The sequence below is a fragment of the Acidovorax sp. FJL06 genome (assembly GCF_003852545.1).
Taxonomy (GTDB): domain Bacteria; phylum Pseudomonadota; class Gammaproteobacteria; order Burkholderiales; family Burkholderiaceae_C; genus Acidovorax.
Genome location: NZ_QAJR01000018.1, coordinates 103,524 through 120,675, shown reverse-complemented (window position 1 = coordinate 120,675; position 17,152 = coordinate 103,524). Strand labels below are relative to the sequence as shown.

15 protein-coding genes are annotated in these 17,152 nt (G+C 66.6%); 13 read left to right on the top strand and 2 right to left on the bottom strand.

Annotated elements, in window-relative coordinates:
- Nucleotides 1-5: 5 nt before the first annotated feature.
- The 8 genes from DBV10_RS11850 to DBV10_RS11815 all read left to right on the top strand — a co-directional run bounded on the left by DBV10_RS11850 (nucleotide 6) and on the right by DBV10_RS11815 (nucleotide 9,615).
- Nucleotides 6-791, top strand: coding sequence for an ABC transporter ATP-binding protein (locus tag DBV10_RS11850; protein ID WP_100411939.1), 786 nt, complete (start codon nucleotides 6-8; stop codon nucleotides 789-791).
- A gap of 18 nt (nucleotides 792-809) precedes the next feature.
- A complete protein-coding gene (locus DBV10_RS11845) occupies nucleotides 810-1,739 on the top strand; it encodes a branched-chain amino acid ABC transporter permease (protein WP_124513840.1) in 930 nt (309 codons plus the stop codon).
- Between the two features lie 150 nt (nucleotides 1,740-1,889).
- Entirely contained in the window at nucleotides 1,890-2,966 is a 1,077-nt protein-coding gene (locus DBV10_RS11840; RefSeq protein ID WP_124513839.1) for a branched-chain amino acid ABC transporter permease, read from the top strand.
- 126 nt (nucleotides 2,967-3,092) lie between these two features.
- Nucleotides 3,093-4,421, top strand: a complete 1,329-nt coding sequence (locus DBV10_RS11835; protein ID WP_124513837.1) for an ABC transporter substrate-binding protein — start codon at nucleotides 3,093-3,095, stop codon at nucleotides 4,419-4,421.
- A 227-nt stretch (nucleotides 4,422-4,648) separates the two neighbouring features.
- A complete protein-coding gene (locus DBV10_RS11830; RefSeq protein ID WP_124513835.1) occupies nucleotides 4,649-5,461 on the top strand; it encodes an ABC transporter ATP-binding protein in 813 nt (270 codons plus the stop codon).
- 225 nt (nucleotides 5,462-5,686) lie between these two features.
- Nucleotides 5,687-6,934: a phenylacetate--CoA ligase family protein gene (locus tag DBV10_RS11825; RefSeq protein ID WP_124513833.1), complete on the top strand. Its 1,248-nt coding sequence runs from the start codon at nucleotides 5,687-5,689 to the stop codon at nucleotides 6,932-6,934.
- A gap of 336 nt (nucleotides 6,935-7,270) precedes the next feature.
- Complete coding sequence (locus DBV10_RS11820; RefSeq protein ID WP_124513831.1) at nucleotides 7,271-8,257, top strand: tripartite tricarboxylate transporter substrate-binding protein; 987 nt, start codon at nucleotides 7,271-7,273, stop codon at nucleotides 8,255-8,257.
- A gap of 329 nt (nucleotides 8,258-8,586) precedes the next feature.
- Entirely contained in the window at nucleotides 8,587-9,615 is a 1,029-nt protein-coding gene (locus DBV10_RS11815) for a tripartite tricarboxylate transporter substrate binding protein (protein ID WP_124513886.1), read from the top strand.
- 20 nt (nucleotides 9,616-9,635) lie between these two features.
- On the opposite strand, the gene DBV10_RS11810 is transcribed toward DBV10_RS11815, so the two are convergent.
- Together DBV10_RS11810 and DBV10_RS11805 are read right to left on the bottom strand one after the other, a co-directional pair.
- Nucleotides 9,636-10,013, bottom strand: coding sequence for a DUF4345 domain-containing protein (locus tag DBV10_RS11810; RefSeq protein WP_124513829.1), 378 nt, complete (start codon nucleotides 10,011-10,013; stop codon nucleotides 9,636-9,638).
- A gap of 99 nt (nucleotides 10,014-10,112) precedes the next feature.
- On the bottom strand, nucleotides 10,113-10,430 hold the full coding sequence (locus DBV10_RS11805; protein WP_124513827.1) for a DUF1840 domain-containing protein: 318 nt from the start codon (nucleotides 10,428-10,430) through the stop codon (nucleotides 10,113-10,115).
- A gap of 151 nt (nucleotides 10,431-10,581) precedes the next feature.
- Between DBV10_RS11805 and DBV10_RS11800 the strand changes: the two genes are divergently transcribed.
- The 5 genes from DBV10_RS11800 to DBV10_RS11780 are packed head-to-tail and all read left to right on the top strand — an operon-like array spanning nucleotide 10,582 to nucleotide 17,152.
- Complete coding sequence (locus DBV10_RS11800) at nucleotides 10,582-12,942, top strand: bifunctional salicylyl-CoA 5-hydroxylase/oxidoreductase (protein WP_124513825.1); 2,361 nt, start codon at nucleotides 10,582-10,584, stop codon at nucleotides 12,940-12,942.
- A gap of 2 nt (nucleotides 12,943-12,944) precedes the next feature.
- A complete protein-coding gene (locus tag DBV10_RS11795; RefSeq protein ID WP_124513823.1) occupies nucleotides 12,945-13,424 on the top strand; it encodes a MarR family winged helix-turn-helix transcriptional regulator in 480 nt (159 codons plus the stop codon).
- A complete protein-coding gene (locus DBV10_RS11790) occupies nucleotides 13,421-14,275 on the top strand; it encodes an enoyl-CoA hydratase family protein (protein ID WP_124513821.1) in 855 nt (284 codons plus the stop codon). Before DBV10_RS11795 ends, DBV10_RS11790 begins: the two co-directional genes overlap by 4 nt.
- Nucleotides 14,276-14,279: 4 nt before the next feature.
- The gene (locus tag DBV10_RS11785; protein ID WP_124513819.1) at nucleotides 14,280-15,497 is read left to right on the top strand and encodes an acyl-CoA dehydrogenase family protein; all 1,218 of its coding nucleotides are present in this window, start codon (nucleotides 14,280-14,282) and stop codon (nucleotides 15,495-15,497) included.
- A 5-nt stretch (nucleotides 15,498-15,502) separates the two neighbouring features.
- Nucleotides 15,503-17,152, top strand: coding sequence for an AMP-binding protein (locus tag DBV10_RS11780; RefSeq protein WP_124513816.1), 1,650 nt, complete (start codon nucleotides 15,503-15,505; stop codon nucleotides 17,150-17,152).

Sequence of the window (17,152 nt, the reverse complement as noted above, 5' to 3'; positions counted from 1 at the left end):
TGCCCATGACCACCAAGAAGATCGGCGACGTCATCCTCGACGTCAAGAACATCAGCCTGCGGTTTGGCGGGGTGAAGGCGCTGACCGACATCTCGTTCAACGTCAAGGAGCACGAGATCCGCGCCATCATCGGACCCAACGGCGCGGGCAAGAGCTCCATGCTCAACTGCATCAACGGCGTGTACACGCCGTCCGAAGGCTCCATCACCTTCCGGGGCAAGACGTTTGACCACATGAACTCGCGCCAGGTGGCCGAGATGGGCGTGGCGCGCACGTTCCAGAACCTGGCGCTGTTCAAGGGCATGAGCGTGATCGACAACATCATGACCGGCCGCAACCTCAAGATCAAAAGCAACCTGCTGCTGCAGGCGCTGCGCTGGGGCCCGGCCGAGCGCGAGGAAATCCGCCACCGCGAATATGTCGAACACATCATCGACTTCCTCGAAATCCAGGCGTTCCGCAAGACCCCCGTGGGCCAGCTGCCCTACGGCCTGCAAAAGCGCGTGGACCTGGGCCGTGCCCTGGCCATGGAGCCGCAGGTGCTGCTGCTCGACGAGCCCATGGCCGGCATGAACGTGGAAGAAAAGCAGGACATGTGCCGCTTCATCCTCGACGTGAACGACGAGTTCGGCACCACCATCGTGCTCATCGAGCACGACATGGGCGTGGTGATGGACATCAGCGACCGGGTGGTGGTGCTGGACTACGGCAAGAAGATCGGCGACGGCAGCCCCGACGAAGTGCGCAGCAACGAAGACGTGATCAGTGCCTACCTGGGCACGAGCCACTAAGGGCGGGAGAAACGACAAATGGCATTCTTTCTGGAAACCCTCATCGGCGGCCTCATGGCCGGCATGCTGTATTCACTGGTGGCGCTCGGCTTCGTGCTGATCTACAAGGCATCGGGCGTCTTCAACTTCGCGCAGGGTGCGATGGTGCTGTTCGCCGCCCTGGCCATGGCGCGTTTTGCCGAATGGATCCCCAAGTGGACGGGCATCAGCAGCCCCATCGTGGCCAACCTCGCGGCCTTCATCATTGCGGGCGCCATCATGTTCGTGGTGGCCTGGGTGATTGAAAAGCTGGTGCTGCGCCACCTCGTGAACCAGGAGGGCGCCACGCTGCTCATGGCCACGCTGGGCATCACCTACTTCATGGAAGGCCTGGGCCAGACGCTGTTCGGCAGCGACATCTACAAGATCGACGTGGGCATGCCCAAGGACCCGATCTTCATGCTGGAGAGCCTGTTCCAGGGCGGCATCCTGGTGAACAAGGAAGACGTGATCGCTGCGGCCATCGCCGCCGCGCTGGTGGCCCTGCTGTCGGTGTTCTTCCAGAAGACCTCCACCGGCCGCGCCCTGCGCGCCGTGGCCGACGACCACCAGGCGGCCCAGTCCATCGGCATCCCACTCAACCGCATCTGGGTGATCGTGTGGTGTGTGGCCGGTGTGGTGGCGCTGGTGGCCGGGATGATCTGGGGCAGCAAGCTTGGCGTGCAGTTCTCGCTGACCACGGTGGCGCTGCGCGCGCTGCCGGTGGTGATCCTGGGCGGCCTCACCTCCGTGCCCGGCGCCATCATCGGCGGGCTCATCATCGGCGTGGGCGAGAAGCTCTCCGAGGTGTACCTGGGCCCGTTCGTGGGCGGGGGCATCGAGATCTGGTTTGCGTATGTGCTGGCGCTGGTGTTCCTTCTCTTCAGGCCCCAAGGCTTGTTCGGCGAAAAAATCATTGATCGCGTATGAAATACGAGAGCCATGATTTTTCGAAGGAGGCACAACGTGCGCAGCACGTTGACTGTGGGAACGAAGTTCACACAGGGCACCGCAGGTGCGCCCCCGTGCACAAGATCATTGACCGCGTGTAACCCATAACAACGAGAACCGGAGACCTCCATGCTCTACCGTGAAAATGGTCAGTTCAAGACCAGCTACCGCGCCGACCAGCAGATTTTTCCCATCGCACAGGACCGCATCGCCATTGCGCTGCTGCTGGCCGTCGCCTTCCTCGTCGTGCCCATGCTGGCCAGCGACTACATCTTCCGCGCCATCCTGATTCCGTTTGTCATCATGGCGCTGGCCGCCCTGGGGGTGAACATCCTGGTGGGCTACTGCGGCCAGATCTCGCTGGGCTCGGGTGCCTTCATGGCCGTGGGTGCCTACGGGGCCTACAACTTCTTCGTGCGTTTTCCGGGCTTGCCGCTGATCCCGGCACTCATCCTGGGCGGGCTGTGCGCCACCTTCTTCGGCATCCTGTTCGGGCTGCCCAGCCTGCGCGTGAAGGGCCTGTACCTGGCGGTGGCCACGCTGGCGGCGCAGTTCTTCAGCGACTGGATGTTCCTGCGCATCAAGTGGTTCACCAACAACTCCGACTCGGGCTCGGTATCGGTGAGCAACCTGCAGGTCTTCGGCATGCCCATCGAAAGCGCCACCAGCAAATACATCTTCTGCCTGGCGCTGCTGGTCGTGGTGGCGCTGCTGGCCAAGAACCTGGTGCGCGGCGCCATCGGCCGTGAATGGATGGCCATCCGCGACATGGACGTGGCCGCCGCCGTGATCGGCATCCGCCCCATGTATGCCAAGCTCAGCGCGTTTGCCGTCAGCTCCTTCATCGTGGGCATGGCCGGCGCACTGTGGGCCTTTGTGCACCTGGGGGCCTGGGAGCCCGCTGCGTTCTCGGTGGAAATTTCGTTCCGCCTCCTGTTCATGGTCATCATCGGCGGGCTGGGCTCCATTTCGGGGGGCTTCTTTGGTGCGGCCTTCATCGTGGTGCTGCCCATCGTGCTCAACCAGTTCCTGCCTGCCTTCATGGGCCTCTTCGGTATCGAGGTGTCCACGGCCGGTGTCTCGCACGCCGAGCTGATGATCTTCGGCGCGCTGATCGTGTGGTTCCTGATCGTGGAGCCCCACGGCCTGGCCAAGCTGTGGTCTACGGCCAAGCAGAAGCTGCGGTTGTGGCCCTTCCCCCACTGAGCGCAAAGCCCCTGCGGAAACCCCTTACGCGCATTTCCCGATACGGACACCCCGCATTGCCGCGTTCACTGTCTGTTCCTCCGGTTTTTTCCCGTGCTTCAACACATTCATTCAAAGGAGACATCCATGAAGCTTTCGAAGATCGTGATCGCCGCTGCGGTGGTTGCCGCAGGCGCCTCGGCGGTGACCACCAGCGCGTTCGCTCAAGCCAAGGAACAGTTCTTCCCGCTGCTGTCCTACCGCACCGGCCCCTACGCCCCCAACGGCGTGCCATGGGCCAACGGCAAGCAGGACTACATCAAGATGATCAACGCGCGCGATGGCGGCATCAACGGCGTGAAGCTCACCTTTGAAGAGTGCGAAACCGGCTACGCCACCGACCGCGGCGTGGAATGCTACGAACGCCTCAAGGGCAAGCCCGGCGTGACCCTGTTCGACCCGCAGGCCACCGGCATCACCTTCGCACTGACCGAGAAAGCCCCCGTGGACAAGATCCCGCTGATGACGCTGGGCTATGGCCTGTCGGTGGCACAGGACGGCCAGGCGTTCAAGTGGAACTTCCCCTTCATGGGCAGCTACTGGACCGGCGCCGACATCCTGATCCAGCACATCGGCAAGGCCGCAGGCGGCATGGACAAGCTCAAGGGCAAGAAGATCGCCCTCGTGTACCACGACAGCCCCTTCGGCAAGGAACCCATCCCGCTGCTGCAGGAACGCTCGAAGATGCACGGCTTCGAGCTGCAGATGCTGCCCGTGACCGCACCTGGCGTGGAGCAGAAGGCCACCTGGCTGCAGGTGCGCCAGAGCCGCCCCGACTACGTGCTGCTGTGGGGCTGGGGTGTGATGAACTCCACCGCCCTGAAGGAAGCCCAGGCCACCGGCTACCCCCGCGACAAGATGTATGGCGTGTGGTGGGCCGGTGCCGAACCGGACGTGCGCGACGTGGGTGAAGGCGCCAAGGGCTACAACGCGCTGGCCCTGAACACCTCGGGCCAGCAGCCCAAGGTGATCCAGGACATCCTCAAGAACGTGCACGACAAGGGCCAGGGCACGGGCCCCAAGGATGAAGTGGGCTCGGTGCTGTACACCCGCGGCGTGATCATCCAGATGCTGGCCGTCGAGTCGGTGCGCCGCGCGCAGGAGCGCTTCGGCAAGGGCAAGGTCATGACCGGCGAACAAGTGCGCTGGGGCATGGAGAACCTGGCCCTCGACCAGAAGAAGCTCGACGCACTGGGCTTTGGCGGCGTGATGCGCCCCCTGTCCACCAGCTGCGCCGACCACATGGGTTCCACCTGGGCACGCGTGCACACCTGGGACGGCGGCAAGTGGAACTTCTCGTCGGACTGGTACCAGGCCGATGAGCAGATCCTCAAGCCCATGATCAAGGCGGGCGCCGACAAGTACCTGGCGGACAAGAAGATGACGCGCCGGGATGCGGCGGACTGCCAGTCTTGATTCGGTACATCCCCCTGAGGCGCTGACGCGCCTTCCCCCTTCTCTCGAATCGCTGCGCGATTCGGGAAGGGGGACGCCACCGGTGCGGCGGGGCGGCCCTTGCACGGTGGCCCTGGCCTTGGGCAGCGACAGTTTTTACGGCCAGTGAGCAGCGGTTGCTTTTTTGGCAGCCGCCAATCCAAAGGGTTGTGCAGCAGCTCTTTGGATTGGCAAAGCGAAGGAAGACCATGGACTCCAACAGCAACATTGTTCTCAACGTCAACGGCATCGAAGTCATCTACAACCACGTGATCCTGGTGCTCAAGGGCGTCTCGCTGCAGGTGCGCGAGGGCAGCATCGTGGCCATTCTGGGGGGCAACGGCGCGGGCAAGACGACCACGCTGCGCGCGATCTCCAACCTGCTCAAGGGTGAGCGGGGCGAGGTCACCAAGGGCTCCATTGAGCTGCGCGGCGAGCGCATCGAAAACCTCTCGCCCGCCGACCTGGTGCAGCGCGGCGTGGTGCAGGTGATGGAGGGGCGGCATTGCTTTGCCCACCTGACGATTGAAGAGAACCTGATGACGGGCAGCTACACCCGCACCAGCAAGGCCGAGATCGCGGCCAACCTGGAGAAGGTCTACAACTACTTTCCGCGCCTGAAGACGCGCCGCACCTCGCAGGCGGCCTACACCTCGGGCGGCGAGCAGCAGATGTGCGCCATCGGCCGCGCGCTCATGGCCAACCCCCGCATGGTGCTGCTGGACGAGCCCTCCATGGGCCTGGCACCGCAGATCGTGGAGGAGGTGTTCAACATCGTCCAGGACCTGAACAAGAAGGAGAAGGTGACCTTCCTGCTCGCCGAGCAGAACACCAACATGGCGCTCAAATATTCCGACTACGGCTACATCATGGAAAGCGGCCGCGTGGTGATGGACGGCGCTGCCAGCGACCTGGCCAACAACGAGGACGTGAAGGAGTTCTACCTGGGCGTGGGCGGCGGCGAGCGCAAGAGCTTCAAGGATGTCAAAAGCTACAAGCGGCGCAAGCGCTGGCTTGCTTAGGGTGCCCCCTGAGGCGCTAACGCGCCATCCCCCTCAGGGGGACGCCACCAGCGCGGCGGGGCGGCCCTTGCGCGGTGGCGCTGGCCTCCGGCAGCGCGGGCGACCAGGGCCGTGTTCCTTTTCAGACCTCCAACGGAATCACTCTCAATTTCATAGCTGCTTACGCTTGATCGAAAAGCGCTAGAGGCATATTTCAATCAAACAACCTCACAAGGAAACCCAGGCATGAGCACGTTCTATGACGCCCTGGAGACGCGCAGCCCCGCCGAGCGCGAAGCGGCCTTGATGGCGGCACTGCCGCAGCAGATCGCCCACGCCCAGAAGGCCTCGCCGGCCTTTGCCGGCATCCTGGCCGGGGTGGACGCATCGGCGGTCACCAGCCGCGCAGCGCTGGCGCAGCTGCCCGTCACGCGCAAATACGAGTTGCTGGAACGCCAGCAGGCCGGCCGCGCCGCCAATGTGTTTGGCGGCTTCAGTGCACTGGATTTTGGCCCCGGCATGACGCGCGTGTTCGCCAGCCCCGGCACCATCTACGAGCCCGAAGGCACGCGGCGCGACTATTGGCGCATGGCGCGCGCCATCCATGCGGCGGGCTTTCGCTGCGGCGAGCTGATCCACAACAGCTTCAGCTACCACTTCGTGCCTGCGGGCTCGATGATGGAAACCGGCGCCCATGCGCTGGGGTGCACCGTGTTCCCCGGGGGCACGGGCCAAACCGAGCAGCAGGTGCAGGCCATGGCCGAGCTGCGCCCGGCCGGCTACATCGGCACGCCGAGCTTCCTCAAGATCATTGTCGAAAAGGCCGCCGAACTGGGCGTGCCCCTGCCCACCGTGACCAAGGCCCTGGTCTCGGGCGAGGCCTTTCCGCCCTCGCTGCGCGACTGGTTTGCCGAACGTGGCATCGCGGGCTACCAGTGCTACGCCACGGCCGACCTGGGGCTGATCGCCTACGAAACCTCGGCGCGCGAAGGCCTGGTGCTCGATGAAGGCGTGATCGTCGAGATCGTGCGCCCCGGCACCGGCGACCCCGTGCCCGAGGGCGAGGTGGGCGAGCTGGTGGTGACCACGCTCAACCCCGACTACCCGCTGATCCGCTTTGGCACCGGCGACCTCTCGGCCGTGCTGCCCGGCCCCTGCCCCACGGGCCGCACCAACACCCGCATCAAGGGCTGGATGGGCCGGGCCGACCAGACCACCAAGGTGCGCGGCATGTTCGTGCACCCCGGCCAGGTGGCCACGATTGCACGGCGTTTTCCGCAGGTGCTGCGCGCACGTCTGGTGGTCAGCGGCGAGATGGCCAACGACCAGATGGTGCTGCAGGTCGAGACCACCGAGACCGCCGAGGGCCTGGCCCACCAGCTGGGCGATGCCATCCGCGAAGTGACCAAGCTGCGGGGCGACGTGCAGATGCTGCCCCCCGGCACCTTGCCCAACGATGGCAAGGTGATTGAAGACGCGCGCAGCTACAAGTAATCCCCCGTGCCGCCTTCGGGGGCTGCGCCTTGCCCGACCCCTGGCGGCGCCGCACCAGCACCGGGCGCACGCAAGGCCGGGCGGGCACATCGCATGGCGGCTGCCGCCCCCTTCGGCGGCGGGTTTGCGGCAGCGCAAAGCAATCCCATTTAGCCCTTGGGGAAATCGCAGTAGTTACCCTAACCAAGCTCCTCAATTAATAGCGCATAGCGCTTTATTGATGGGCCTTACAGGCGCATTCTTCTTAAAGACCATGCGGCGCGTGTGCTACGTACTATCCGCAATGCTGCCCAAAACCCCCCTCGCTATCATGGCCCGTCATTTACAGGAGCACCCATGAAAACAATGCTGAAAGTCGCACTGATCGCCGCTGCCGCCGCAGCCGCCCTGGGCGCCCATGCCCAGGACTTCCCCGCCAAGGACAAGACGGTCACGATCGTGGTGCCCTTTGCCGCTGGCGGCCCCACCGACCGCGTGGCGCGTGACCTGGCCGAAGCCCTGCGCAAGCCCCTGGGCGCCACCGTGGTGGTGGACAACACCGCTGGTGCCGGCAGCTCCATTGGCGCCGCCCGCGTGGCCCGCGCCGCGCCCGATGGCTACACGCTGCTGCTCAACCACATCGGCATGTCCACCATGCCCGCGCTGTACCGCAAGCTCTCGTTCAGCGTGCCCAACGATTTCGAGTACCTGGGCATGGTCAACGAAGTGCCCATGACGCTGATCGCGCGCCCCACGATGCCCGCCAACAACTTCAAGGAGCTGACGGCCTGGATCCAGCAGAACAAGGGCAAGATCAACCTGGGCAACGCAGGCCTGGGCGCGGCGTCGCACCTGTGCGGCCTGATGTTCCAGAGCGCCATGCAGGTGGACATGACCGCCGTGCCCTACAAGGGCACCGCCCCCGCCATCACCGACCTGATCGGCGGCCAGATCGACCTGCTGTGCGACCAGACCACCAACACCACCTCGCAGATCGAAGGCAAGAAGGTCAAGGCCTACGCCGTGACCACCGCCAAGCGCCTGACCACGCCCGCCCTGAAGGACCTGCCCACGCTGGCCGAATCGGGCCTGAAGGACTTCAACGTGAGCATCTGGCACGGCCTGTACGCCCCCAAAGGCACGCCAGCCGATGTGCAGAAGAAGATCAACGAAGCCCTCAAGACCGCACTGAAGGACCCCGAGTTCATCAAGAAGCAGGAAGCCCTGGGTGCCGTGGTCGTCACCGACAAGCGCGTGGACGGCGCCGAGCACAAGAAGTTCGTGGCCGCCGAAATCGACAAATGGGGCGCCGTGATCAAGGCTGCCGGCACCTACGCCGACTAAGCCGGCTTGAAGGAACCCCGGGCGATCCGGCAGCGCATCGCCCGCACACCCCCAGCCACCGCGCCACCCGGCCCGGTGGCTTTCTCTTTGGTGCCCCGTGGCGCCATCTCGGCAGGCCCGCCCGCGCCAACGGTGCCGACGCCCCTCGGGTAATCCCACCTGCCCCTGCCGTGCACACCCGCGTAGAACAGAGGGCATGCGAGCCCTCCGGGCTCCAAGGACTTCAACGAGGAATGGCTTCCATGGCGCAGCAACATGACTTCCGCACCCCCGCGCGCTCCAGCGCGCAGATCCAGGCCCGCAGCCAGGCACGCAGCCGCCGCAAGGCCATGGCCCTGGCGTTCACCCTGAGCGCCTTGGGCGCCCTGGCGCTCGCAGCCGCCGGCGCGCTGCTGGCGCCGGGCACGGCCCACGCACAGGCAGCCCCTGCGGGCGGGGGCTGGCCCGCCAAGCCGGTGCGCATCGTGGTGCCATTTGCCCCCGGGGGCACCACCGACATCCTGGCCCGCGCCATGGCGCCCGAGCTGAGCCGCGCGTTCGGCCAGCCATTCATCGTGGACAACCGCGCAGGCGCCGGCGGCAATGTGGGCGCCGAGGTCGTGGCCAAGTCGCCCGGCGACGGCTACACCCTGCTCATGGGCACGGTGGGCACGCACGGCATCAACCGCGCGCTGTACACCAAGCTGCCCTACGACCCCATCAAGGACTTCGTGCCCATCACCCTGGTGGCCGCCGTGCCCAATGTGATGGTGATGAACACCGACCGGGCCAAGGCCATGGGCGTGCACAACGTGCAGGATTTCATCCGCGTGGCCAAGGCCAGCCCCGGCAAGATGAACATGGCATCGAGCGGCAACGGCACCTCCATCCATCTGGCGGGCGAACTGTTCAAAAGCATGACCGGCACCTTCATGCTGCACCTGCCCTACCGGGGTTCGGGCCCGGCGCTGATGGACCTGGTGGGCGGCAACGCCGATGTGATGTTCGACAACCTGCCCTCGTCCATGGCCCAGATCAAGGCCGGCAAGCTCGTCGCGCTGGCCGTGACCAGCGCGGAACGCTCCAGCGCCTTGCCCGACGTGCCCACGGTGGAGCAGGCCGGCGGCCCCACGCTCAAGGGCTACGAGGCCAGCTCCTGGTTTGGCCTGCTGGCCCCGGCAGGCACCCCGCCCGACATCGTGAACCGCATCCAGCAGGAGGTCGCCAAGTCGCTGGCCACACCGGCCATGAAGGAGCGGCTGCTGGCGCAGGGCGCGATTCCCGGCGGCAACACGCCTGCCGACTTTGCCCGGCACATCGACAACGAACACCGGAAGTGGGCACAGGTGGTGAAGGCCTCGGGCGCGAAGGTGGACTGAGAGGCCCCCGCGCGAAAGCCTCAGCGGCGGCGCTGGCTCCGCCAATGTGCCACGCACAGGACGACAGGGAGCACCAGTTCGGGGATGAGGTAGCCCAGCCACAGGGCGGCGGGCTCGGGCATGCCCACCTTGCTGATCGACAGCAGCCGCCCGACGGCGGCCACGAGCACCCCAAAGGCAATCAGGTAGACCAGCGTCCCTTGTTGCCGGATGGTGAGGGCAGCCCAGGCACAGATCACGCCCATGGAAAAATAGATGCCGCCCATGAAGCGGTGGACATTGTCCAGCCGGGGAGTCGTTTCGGGCTGGCCCATCAGCAGCTGCAAGGAACCACCAAACAGCGCAATGGCCGCCACGAGGAACAAGCAGATCTGCACGGTGCGTTGGCTTGCGGGCATGGAGCAACTCCCGAAGGGGGGTGAATCTGCAGATTGTGGCGCCGAAAGCCCGGCTGGAGAAGCCCCCGACAACGACGATCTGGCGCCGCGCAGGCGGGGCTACACGCCCCAGACCACGTCCACCTGCTCGGCGGCACTGCGGCGCAGCATCTCGATGAAGGGCGCCACGCGCTGGCGCAGGCGCACCGCGTCGGCGCGCTCCTGCTCCGTCGCCTCCTCGCCCGCCTCGTTGACGGGGGGCAGGGCCTCTTCGGCGGCCACAGCGGCCTCCAGCGCCGCAATGGCGCCCGGGATCTGCGCCGCCGTCACGATGCCGCTGCCCCCCGGGGTCTTGCCCATGAGGGCCACGATCTGCCGGCCTTGCGGCTCCAGCATGATCAGATCGGCAGCGGCGCGGGACTTGAATTTGTAGAGCATGGAGTGAAAGCCTTCTCAGGTCAGGTCAAAGCAAGGGCGTGCGGGGCAGCAGCCCCATGGGCGTGATTGTGCGCCGGGCCCGTGCCGCGCCGAAAGCCTGCACGGGAACCCCCCATTGACAGTAATTTGTTTAGGTCTAAACTATTTTGACATGAACATCCTCTGCATTGGCGGCGGGCCCGCCGGTCTCTATTTCGCCCTGCTGATGAAGCAGCAGAACCCGGCGCACCGCGTCACCGTGGTCGAACGCAACCGGCCGTTCGATACCTTCGGCTGGGGCGTGGTGCTGTCGGACCAGACGCTGGCCAACCTGCAGGCGGCCGATGCGCCCACGGCCGCGCTCATCGGTGATGCGTTCAACCACTGGGACGACATCGAGGTGTTCTTCAAGGGCCGCAGCGTGCGGTCCACCGGCCACGGCTTTTGCGGCATCGGGCGCAAGCGGCTGCTCAACATCCTGCAGGACCGGTGCCTGGCGGTGGGCGTGGAGCTGGTGTTCGAGACCGATGTGGCCGACGACCAGGCGCTGGCCGCGCAATACGGCGCCGACCTGGTGATCGCCAGCGACGGCCTCAACAGCCGCATCCGCACCCGCTACGCCGACGTTTATCAACCCGACATCGACCTGCGCGAATGCCGCTTCGTGTGGCTGGGCACGCACAAGAAACTGGACGCTTTTACGTTCGCTTTCGAGCAGACCGAGCACGGCTGGTTCCAGGCCCACGCCTACCAGTTCGACGCCGACACCTCCACCTTCATCATCGAGACGCCCGAGGCGGTCTGGAAGGCCCACGGCCTCGACCAGATGGAGCAGCCCGAGGCGATCGCGTTCTGCGAGAAGCTGTTCGCCAAATACCTCGACGGCAACGCCCTCATCAGCAACGCCACGCACCTGCGCGGCTCGGCCAACTGGATCCGTTTTCCGCGCGTGATCTGCAACACCTGGGTGCACCGCGAGACCGTCAAAGGCAAGCGCGTGCCCATCGTGCTGATGGGCGATGCGGCGCACACGGCGCATTTTTCCATCGGCAGCGGCACCAAGCTCGCGCTCGAAGATGCGATCGACCTGGCCAACGAGTTCGCCACGGGCCTGCCCATCGACGACGTGCTGCAGCACTACGAGGCGCGCCGCAGCGTGGAGGTGCTCAAGATCCAGAACGCCGCGCGCAACTCCACCGAGTGGTTCGAGAACGTGGGCCGCTACACCGGCATGCCCATCGAGCAATTCGCGTATTCGCTGCTCACCCGCAGCCAGCGCATCAGCCACGAGAACCTGCGGCTGCGCGATGCGGCATGGCTCGAAGGCTACGAGGCCTGGCTGGCAGGCGGCAAGGCGGCCGTGCCGCCCATGCTCACGCCGTTTGCGTTGAAGGACCTCACGCTCAAGAACCGTATCGTCGTCTCCCCCATGGCCACCTACAGCGCGGTCGATGGCGTGCCGCAGGACTTCCACCTGGTGCACCTGGGCGCGCGGGCCCTCGGCGGCGCGGCGCTGGTGATGGTGGAGATGACCAGCCCCACGCCCGAGGGCCGCATCACCCCTGCCTGCACAGGGCTGTGGAACGACGCGCAGCAAGCCGCCTTTGCCCGCATCGTGAATTTCGTGCACGGCAGCAGCACCGCCAAAATCGGCCTGCAACTGGGCCACAGCGGCCCCAAGGGATCGACCCGCGTGGGCTGGGAAGGCACGGACGAGCCACTGCCCCAGGGCAACTGGCCGCTGCTCGCGGCGAGCGCGCTGGCCTATGGCGAACAGAACCAGACACCCGCGGCGATGACCCGCGCCGACATGGACCGGATGACCGCCGCGTTCGTTGCCAGCGCCCGGCGCGCGCTGGCCTGCGGCTTCGACTGGCTGGAGCTACACTGCGCGCACGGCTACCTGCTGGCCAGCTTCATCAGCCCCATCACCAACCAACGCACCGACGAATACGGCGGCAGCATCGACAACCGCTGCCGCTACCCGCTGGAAGTGTTCACTGCCGTGCGCGCCGTGTGGCCCCAGGGCAAACCGCTCTCCGTGCGCATCTCGGCCCATGACTGGCTGGACGGGGGCAACACGCCCGATGACGCCATCGCCATCGCGCAGCGGTTCCAGGCGGCAGGCGCAGACCTGATCGACGTGTCCTCCGGCCAGACCACGCGCGACTCGCGCCCTGTCTACGGCCGCATGTACCAGACGCCGTTTGCCGACCGCATCCGCAACGAAGTGGGCATTGCCACCATGGCCGTGGGCGCGATCACCGAGGCCGACCATGCCAACAGCATCATCGCCGCCGGCCGCGCCGACCTGTGCGCCATCGCCCGCCCCCACCTGGCCGACCCGGCCTGGACGCTGCACGCCGCCGCGCAGCTGAGCCCCGTGGCGGCCGCGCACACCGACTGGCCCGTGCAGTACGCCAGCGGCCGCGACCAGATGCTGCGCGAAATTTCGAAGCAAAAACAGATTGCAGCGCAGGCCCATCAAGCGCAAGCAGCTACTAAAAACAGAGCATCCGAGGAAGAAGGCTAGCCATGGACCTCGAAGCCCGCCTGCACGGCGCCGCCCCCAGCGAGCACCCCGAGGCCCTGCGCCTGTGGCTGCGCCTGCTCACCTGCACCCAGCTCATCGAAAAGCAGGTGCGCAGCCACCTGCGCGCCCAGTTCGACACCACGCTGCCGCGCTTTGACCTGATGGCGCAGCTGGAGCGCGCACCGGACGGCATGAAGATGAAGGAGCTCTCGCGCCGCATGATGGTGACCAGCGGCAACATCACCGGCATCACCGACCAGCTCGTGGCCGAAGGGCTGGTGGAGCGCATGGACGTGGAGGGCGATCGCCGCGCCTACCTGGTGCGCCTCACGCCGCAGGGCCGCGAGCAGTTCAACACCATGGCGCGCCAGCACGAGCAATGGATCGTCGAAGCCTTCGCCTCGCTCGGCGAGCGCGACATCAGCACCTTGTACCGCCTGCTGGGCAAGGTGAAGGAACACACACAGGAGACCGCCGAATGAAACACTACATCGGGGCAAACAACCCCATGCGCGAGCAGTTCAACCCACAGGCCAGCTACGTGGCCGAACACTTCGCCTGGAGCTTTGATGCGGGCGTTGGCACCGTCACGCTCAACCGGCCCGACCGCAAGAACCCGCTCACCTTTCAGAGCTATGCCGAGCTGCGCGACTTCTTCTACGCGCTGCGCTTCGCCACCGATGTGAAAGCCATCGTGGTCACGGGTGCGGGCGGCAACTTCTGCTCGGGCGGCGACGTGCACGAGATCATCGGCCCGTTGACCACCATGACCATGCCCGAGTTGCTGGAGTTCACACGCATGACAGGCGACCTGGTGAAAGCCATGCGCGCCTGCCCGCAGCCCGTGCTGGGCGCCATCGACGGCATCTGCGCCGGTGCGGGCGCGATGATGGCGCTGGCCTGCGACATGCGCTACGGCACCGAGGCCACCAAAACCGCCTTCCTGTTCACCCGCGTGGGCCTGGCCGGTGCCGACATGGGCGCCTGCGCCCTGCTGCCCCGCATGATCGGCCAGGGCCGCGCCAGCGAGCTGCTGTTCACCGGCCGCGCGATGACCGCGCACGAGGGTCTGGCCTGGGGCTTCTTCAACGACCTGTACGAAAGCACCGACCTGCTGGCCAATGTGCAGGCCACGGCGCGCGCACTGGCCAGCGGCCCCACCTTTGCCCACGGCATGACCAAGACCATGCTCAGCCAGGAGTGGAGCATGACCATCGAGCAGGCCATCGAGGCCGAGGCGCAGGCGCAGGCGATCTGCATGCAGACCGAAGATTTCCGGCGCGCGTATGAAGCGTTTGCGGCCAAGCAGAAACCAGTCTTCCAGGGAGATTGAGCGCATGCACATCGCCACGCCCCCCGCGCCCTGCCCGCCCTCCACAGCGCACCTGGCGCTGCCTTTTTTTGACGACGCCCACCGCGCGCTGGCCGAGGGCCTGGTGCCCTGGGCCGCCGCGCAAGAGGTTGATGAAACCGACGACCGCGCCGCCTGCCGCGACTGGGTGCGGCGCCTGGGTGCGGGCGGCTGGCTGCACTACTGCGTGCCCGCCGCACACGGCGGCGCCCTGCCCGCGCTCGACTCGCGCGCGCTGGTGCTGCTGCGCGAAACGCTGGCCTACCACTCGCCGCTGGCGGACTTTGCGTTTGCGATGCAGGGGCTGGGCAGCGGTGCGATCACGCTGGCGGGCAGCCCGGCGCAGCAGGCGCACTACCTGCAAGGCGTGGCGCGCGGCGAACTGATTGCGGCGTTTGCACTCAGCGAGCCCGAGGCGGGCTCCGATGTAGGCGCTATGCAAACAATAGCTAGCAGCGCTTACCCATCGGGCGGCAGCGGCCCAAAAGGCTCTTATGCCCTCACCGGCACCAAGACCTGGATCAGCAACGGCGGCATCGCCGACTTCTACTGCGTGTTCGCCAAAACCGACCCGGCAGGCGGCACGCGCGGCATCAGCGCCTTCATCGTGGATGCCGACACGCCCGGCCTCGACGCGTCGCGCCACATCCATGTGATGGCGCCGCACCCGCTGGCCACACTGCAATTCACGGATTGCAAAGTGCCTAGCGACGCGCTGCTGGGCGAAAAGAATGGCGGCTTCAAGCTGGCCATGCGCACGCTCGACATCTTCCGCGCCTCGGTGGCCGCCGCGGCCCTGGGCATGGCGCGCCGCGCGCTGGCCGAGGCCGTGCACCACGCGCGCCAGCGCCGCATGTTCGGCCAGACGCTGGCGGACTTCCAGCTCACGCAGGCCAAGATCGGCGAGATGGCCGCGCTGGTGGACAGCGCTGCGCTGCTCACCTACCGTGCGGCCTGGCTGCGTGATGAAGGCGAGAAGCGGGGCGGCACCCGCGTCACGGCTGAAGCGGCCATGGCCAAGATGACCGCCACCGAAAACGCCCAGCGCGTGATCGACATGGCGCTGCAACTGCACGGCGGGCGCGGTGTGGAAGTGGGCAGCAAGGTCGAATCGCTGTACCGCGACATCCGCTCGCTGCGCATCTACGAAGGTGCCACCGAAGTGCAGCAACTCATCATCGGCAAAAGCCTCTTGCAGGAGTAACGACCATGACGGTGCCCTCCGCCCAGCCCGACCACTTCGTGCACGACCGGCTGCCAGCGCCTGCGGCCTGGCCCACGCTGCGCTACGACCGGCCCGAGCTGCAGATCGCCAACCAGGCCAACCTGGTGCAGTCCCTGTTCGACCAGGCCGACCGCGCAGGCCACAGCGACCGCCCCTTGCTGCGCGGCCCGCACCGCACGTATACCTACCGCGACGCCCGCACCGAGGCCGCGCGCATTGCCGAGGTGCTGACGCAGGACCACGGCCTCGTGCCCGGCAACCGCGTGCTGCTGCGCGGCGGCAACACGGTGGAGATGGCGCTGGCCTGGCTGGGCACGGTGTATGCGGGCCTGATTGCGGTGGCCACCATGCCCCTGCTGCGCGCCGGCGAGCTGGCCAGCATCATCGAGCGCGCCCAGCCCACGCTGGCGCTGTGCGATGGCCGCCTGCTGGCGGAGCTGCAGGCCGCACAGGCGCAGCACCCCGTGCTCGCCACCATCGTGCCCTTCCACACCGCACCCGATGCGGCCGACCTGATCCAGCGCGCGCAAGGCAAACCCGGCACCACGCCGCCCTGCCCCACATCGGCCGACGACATCGCGTTGATGGCCTTCACCTCGGGCACCACCGGCGCGCCCAAGGCCGCCGTGCACACGCACCGCGACGTGCTGGCAGGCTGCGAGGCCTGGCCGCGCCATGTGCTGCGCGCCACGCCCGACGACATCGTGGCCGGCTCGCCGCCGCTGGCGTTCACCTTCGGGCTGGGTGGGCTGCTCGTGTTCCCGATGTGGGCCGGGGCCAGCGTGTACTTCCCCGACCAGCCCTACACGCCCGAGACCATGGTGCGCCTGATGCGCGATGCGGGCGTCACCCTCTGCTACACCGCGCCCACGTTCTACCGGCAGATGGCGCCGTTTGCCAAGCAGATCGGCCTGCCGCAGCTGCGCACCAGCGTGAGCGCGGGCGAGGGCCTGCCGGACGCCACGCGCCAGCTCTGGCGGGACGCGACCGGCCTCGACATGACGGACGGCATCGGTGCCACGGAGATGTTCCACATCTTCATCTCGTCGGCGGGCGGAGAATGCCGCGCTGGCGCTGTGGGCAAGGTGGTGCCCGGCTACACCGCCAAGGTGGTGGACGACGAGGGCCATGAAGTGCCGCGCGGCACCGTGGGCAAGCTCGCGGTGATCGGCCCCACGGGCTGCAAATACCTGGATGACCCGCGCCAGGCCAAGTACGTGAAGGACGGCTGGAACTACCCGGGCGACGCCTTCACGCAGGACGCCGACGGTTATTTCTTCTACCAGGCGCGCGATGACGACATGATCATCACCGCCGGCTACAACGTGGGCGGCCCCGAGGTGGAAGACGCCCTGCTGCGCCACCCCGCCGTGGCCGAGTGCGGCGTGATCGGCGTGCCCGACGAGGAGCGTGGCATGGTGGTCAAGGCCATCTGCGTCTTGAAGCCCGGCCACACGGGCGATGCCGCCATGGTCAAGACGCTGCAGGACCATGTGAAAGCGACCATCGCCCCGTTCAAATACCCGCGCGTGGTGGAGTTCGCCCTCGCTCTGCCCCGCACCGAAACCGGCAAGCTCCAGCGCTTCAAGCTGCGCCAGGGCGCTGCGGCCCCTTCCTCTACAAAAACAACATGA

Coding starts and splice junctions, on each gene's coding strand:
- DBV10_RS11850 (WP_100411939.1), top strand. CDS start 6: ATGACCACCAAGAAGATCGGCGACGTCATCCTCGACGTCAAGAACATC.
- DBV10_RS11845 (WP_124513840.1), top strand. CDS start 810: ATGGCATTCTTTCTGGAAACCCTCATCGGCGGCCTCATGGCCGGCATG.
- DBV10_RS11840 (WP_124513839.1), top strand. CDS start 1,890: ATGCTCTACCGTGAAAATGGTCAGTTCAAGACCAGCTACCGCGCCGAC.
- DBV10_RS11835 (WP_124513837.1), top strand. CDS start 3,093: ATGAAGCTTTCGAAGATCGTGATCGCCGCTGCGGTGGTTGCCGCAGGC.
- DBV10_RS11830 (WP_124513835.1), top strand. CDS start 4,649: ATGGACTCCAACAGCAACATTGTTCTCAACGTCAACGGCATCGAAGTC.
- DBV10_RS11825 (WP_124513833.1), top strand. CDS start 5,687: ATGAGCACGTTCTATGACGCCCTGGAGACGCGCAGCCCCGCCGAGCGC.
- DBV10_RS11820 (WP_124513831.1), top strand. CDS start 7,271: ATGAAAACAATGCTGAAAGTCGCACTGATCGCCGCTGCCGCCGCAGCC.
- DBV10_RS11815 (WP_124513886.1), top strand. CDS start 8,587: ATGGCCCTGGCGTTCACCCTGAGCGCCTTGGGCGCCCTGGCGCTCGCA.
- DBV10_RS11810 (WP_124513829.1), bottom strand. CDS start 10,013: ATGCCCGCAAGCCAACGCACCGTGCAGATCTGCTTGTTCCTCGTGGCG.
- DBV10_RS11805 (WP_124513827.1), bottom strand. CDS start 10,430: ATGCTCTACAAATTCAAGTCCCGCGCCGCTGCCGATCTGATCATGCTG.
- DBV10_RS11800 (WP_124513825.1), top strand. CDS start 10,582: ATGAACATCCTCTGCATTGGCGGCGGGCCCGCCGGTCTCTATTTCGCC.
- DBV10_RS11795 (WP_124513823.1), top strand. CDS start 12,945: ATGGACCTCGAAGCCCGCCTGCACGGCGCCGCCCCCAGCGAGCACCCC.
- DBV10_RS11790 (WP_124513821.1), top strand. CDS start 13,421: ATGAAACACTACATCGGGGCAAACAACCCCATGCGCGAGCAGTTCAAC.
- DBV10_RS11785 (WP_124513819.1), top strand. CDS start 14,280: ATGCACATCGCCACGCCCCCCGCGCCCTGCCCGCCCTCCACAGCGCAC.
- DBV10_RS11780 (WP_124513816.1), top strand. CDS start 15,503: ATGACGGTGCCCTCCGCCCAGCCCGACCACTTCGTGCACGACCGGCTG.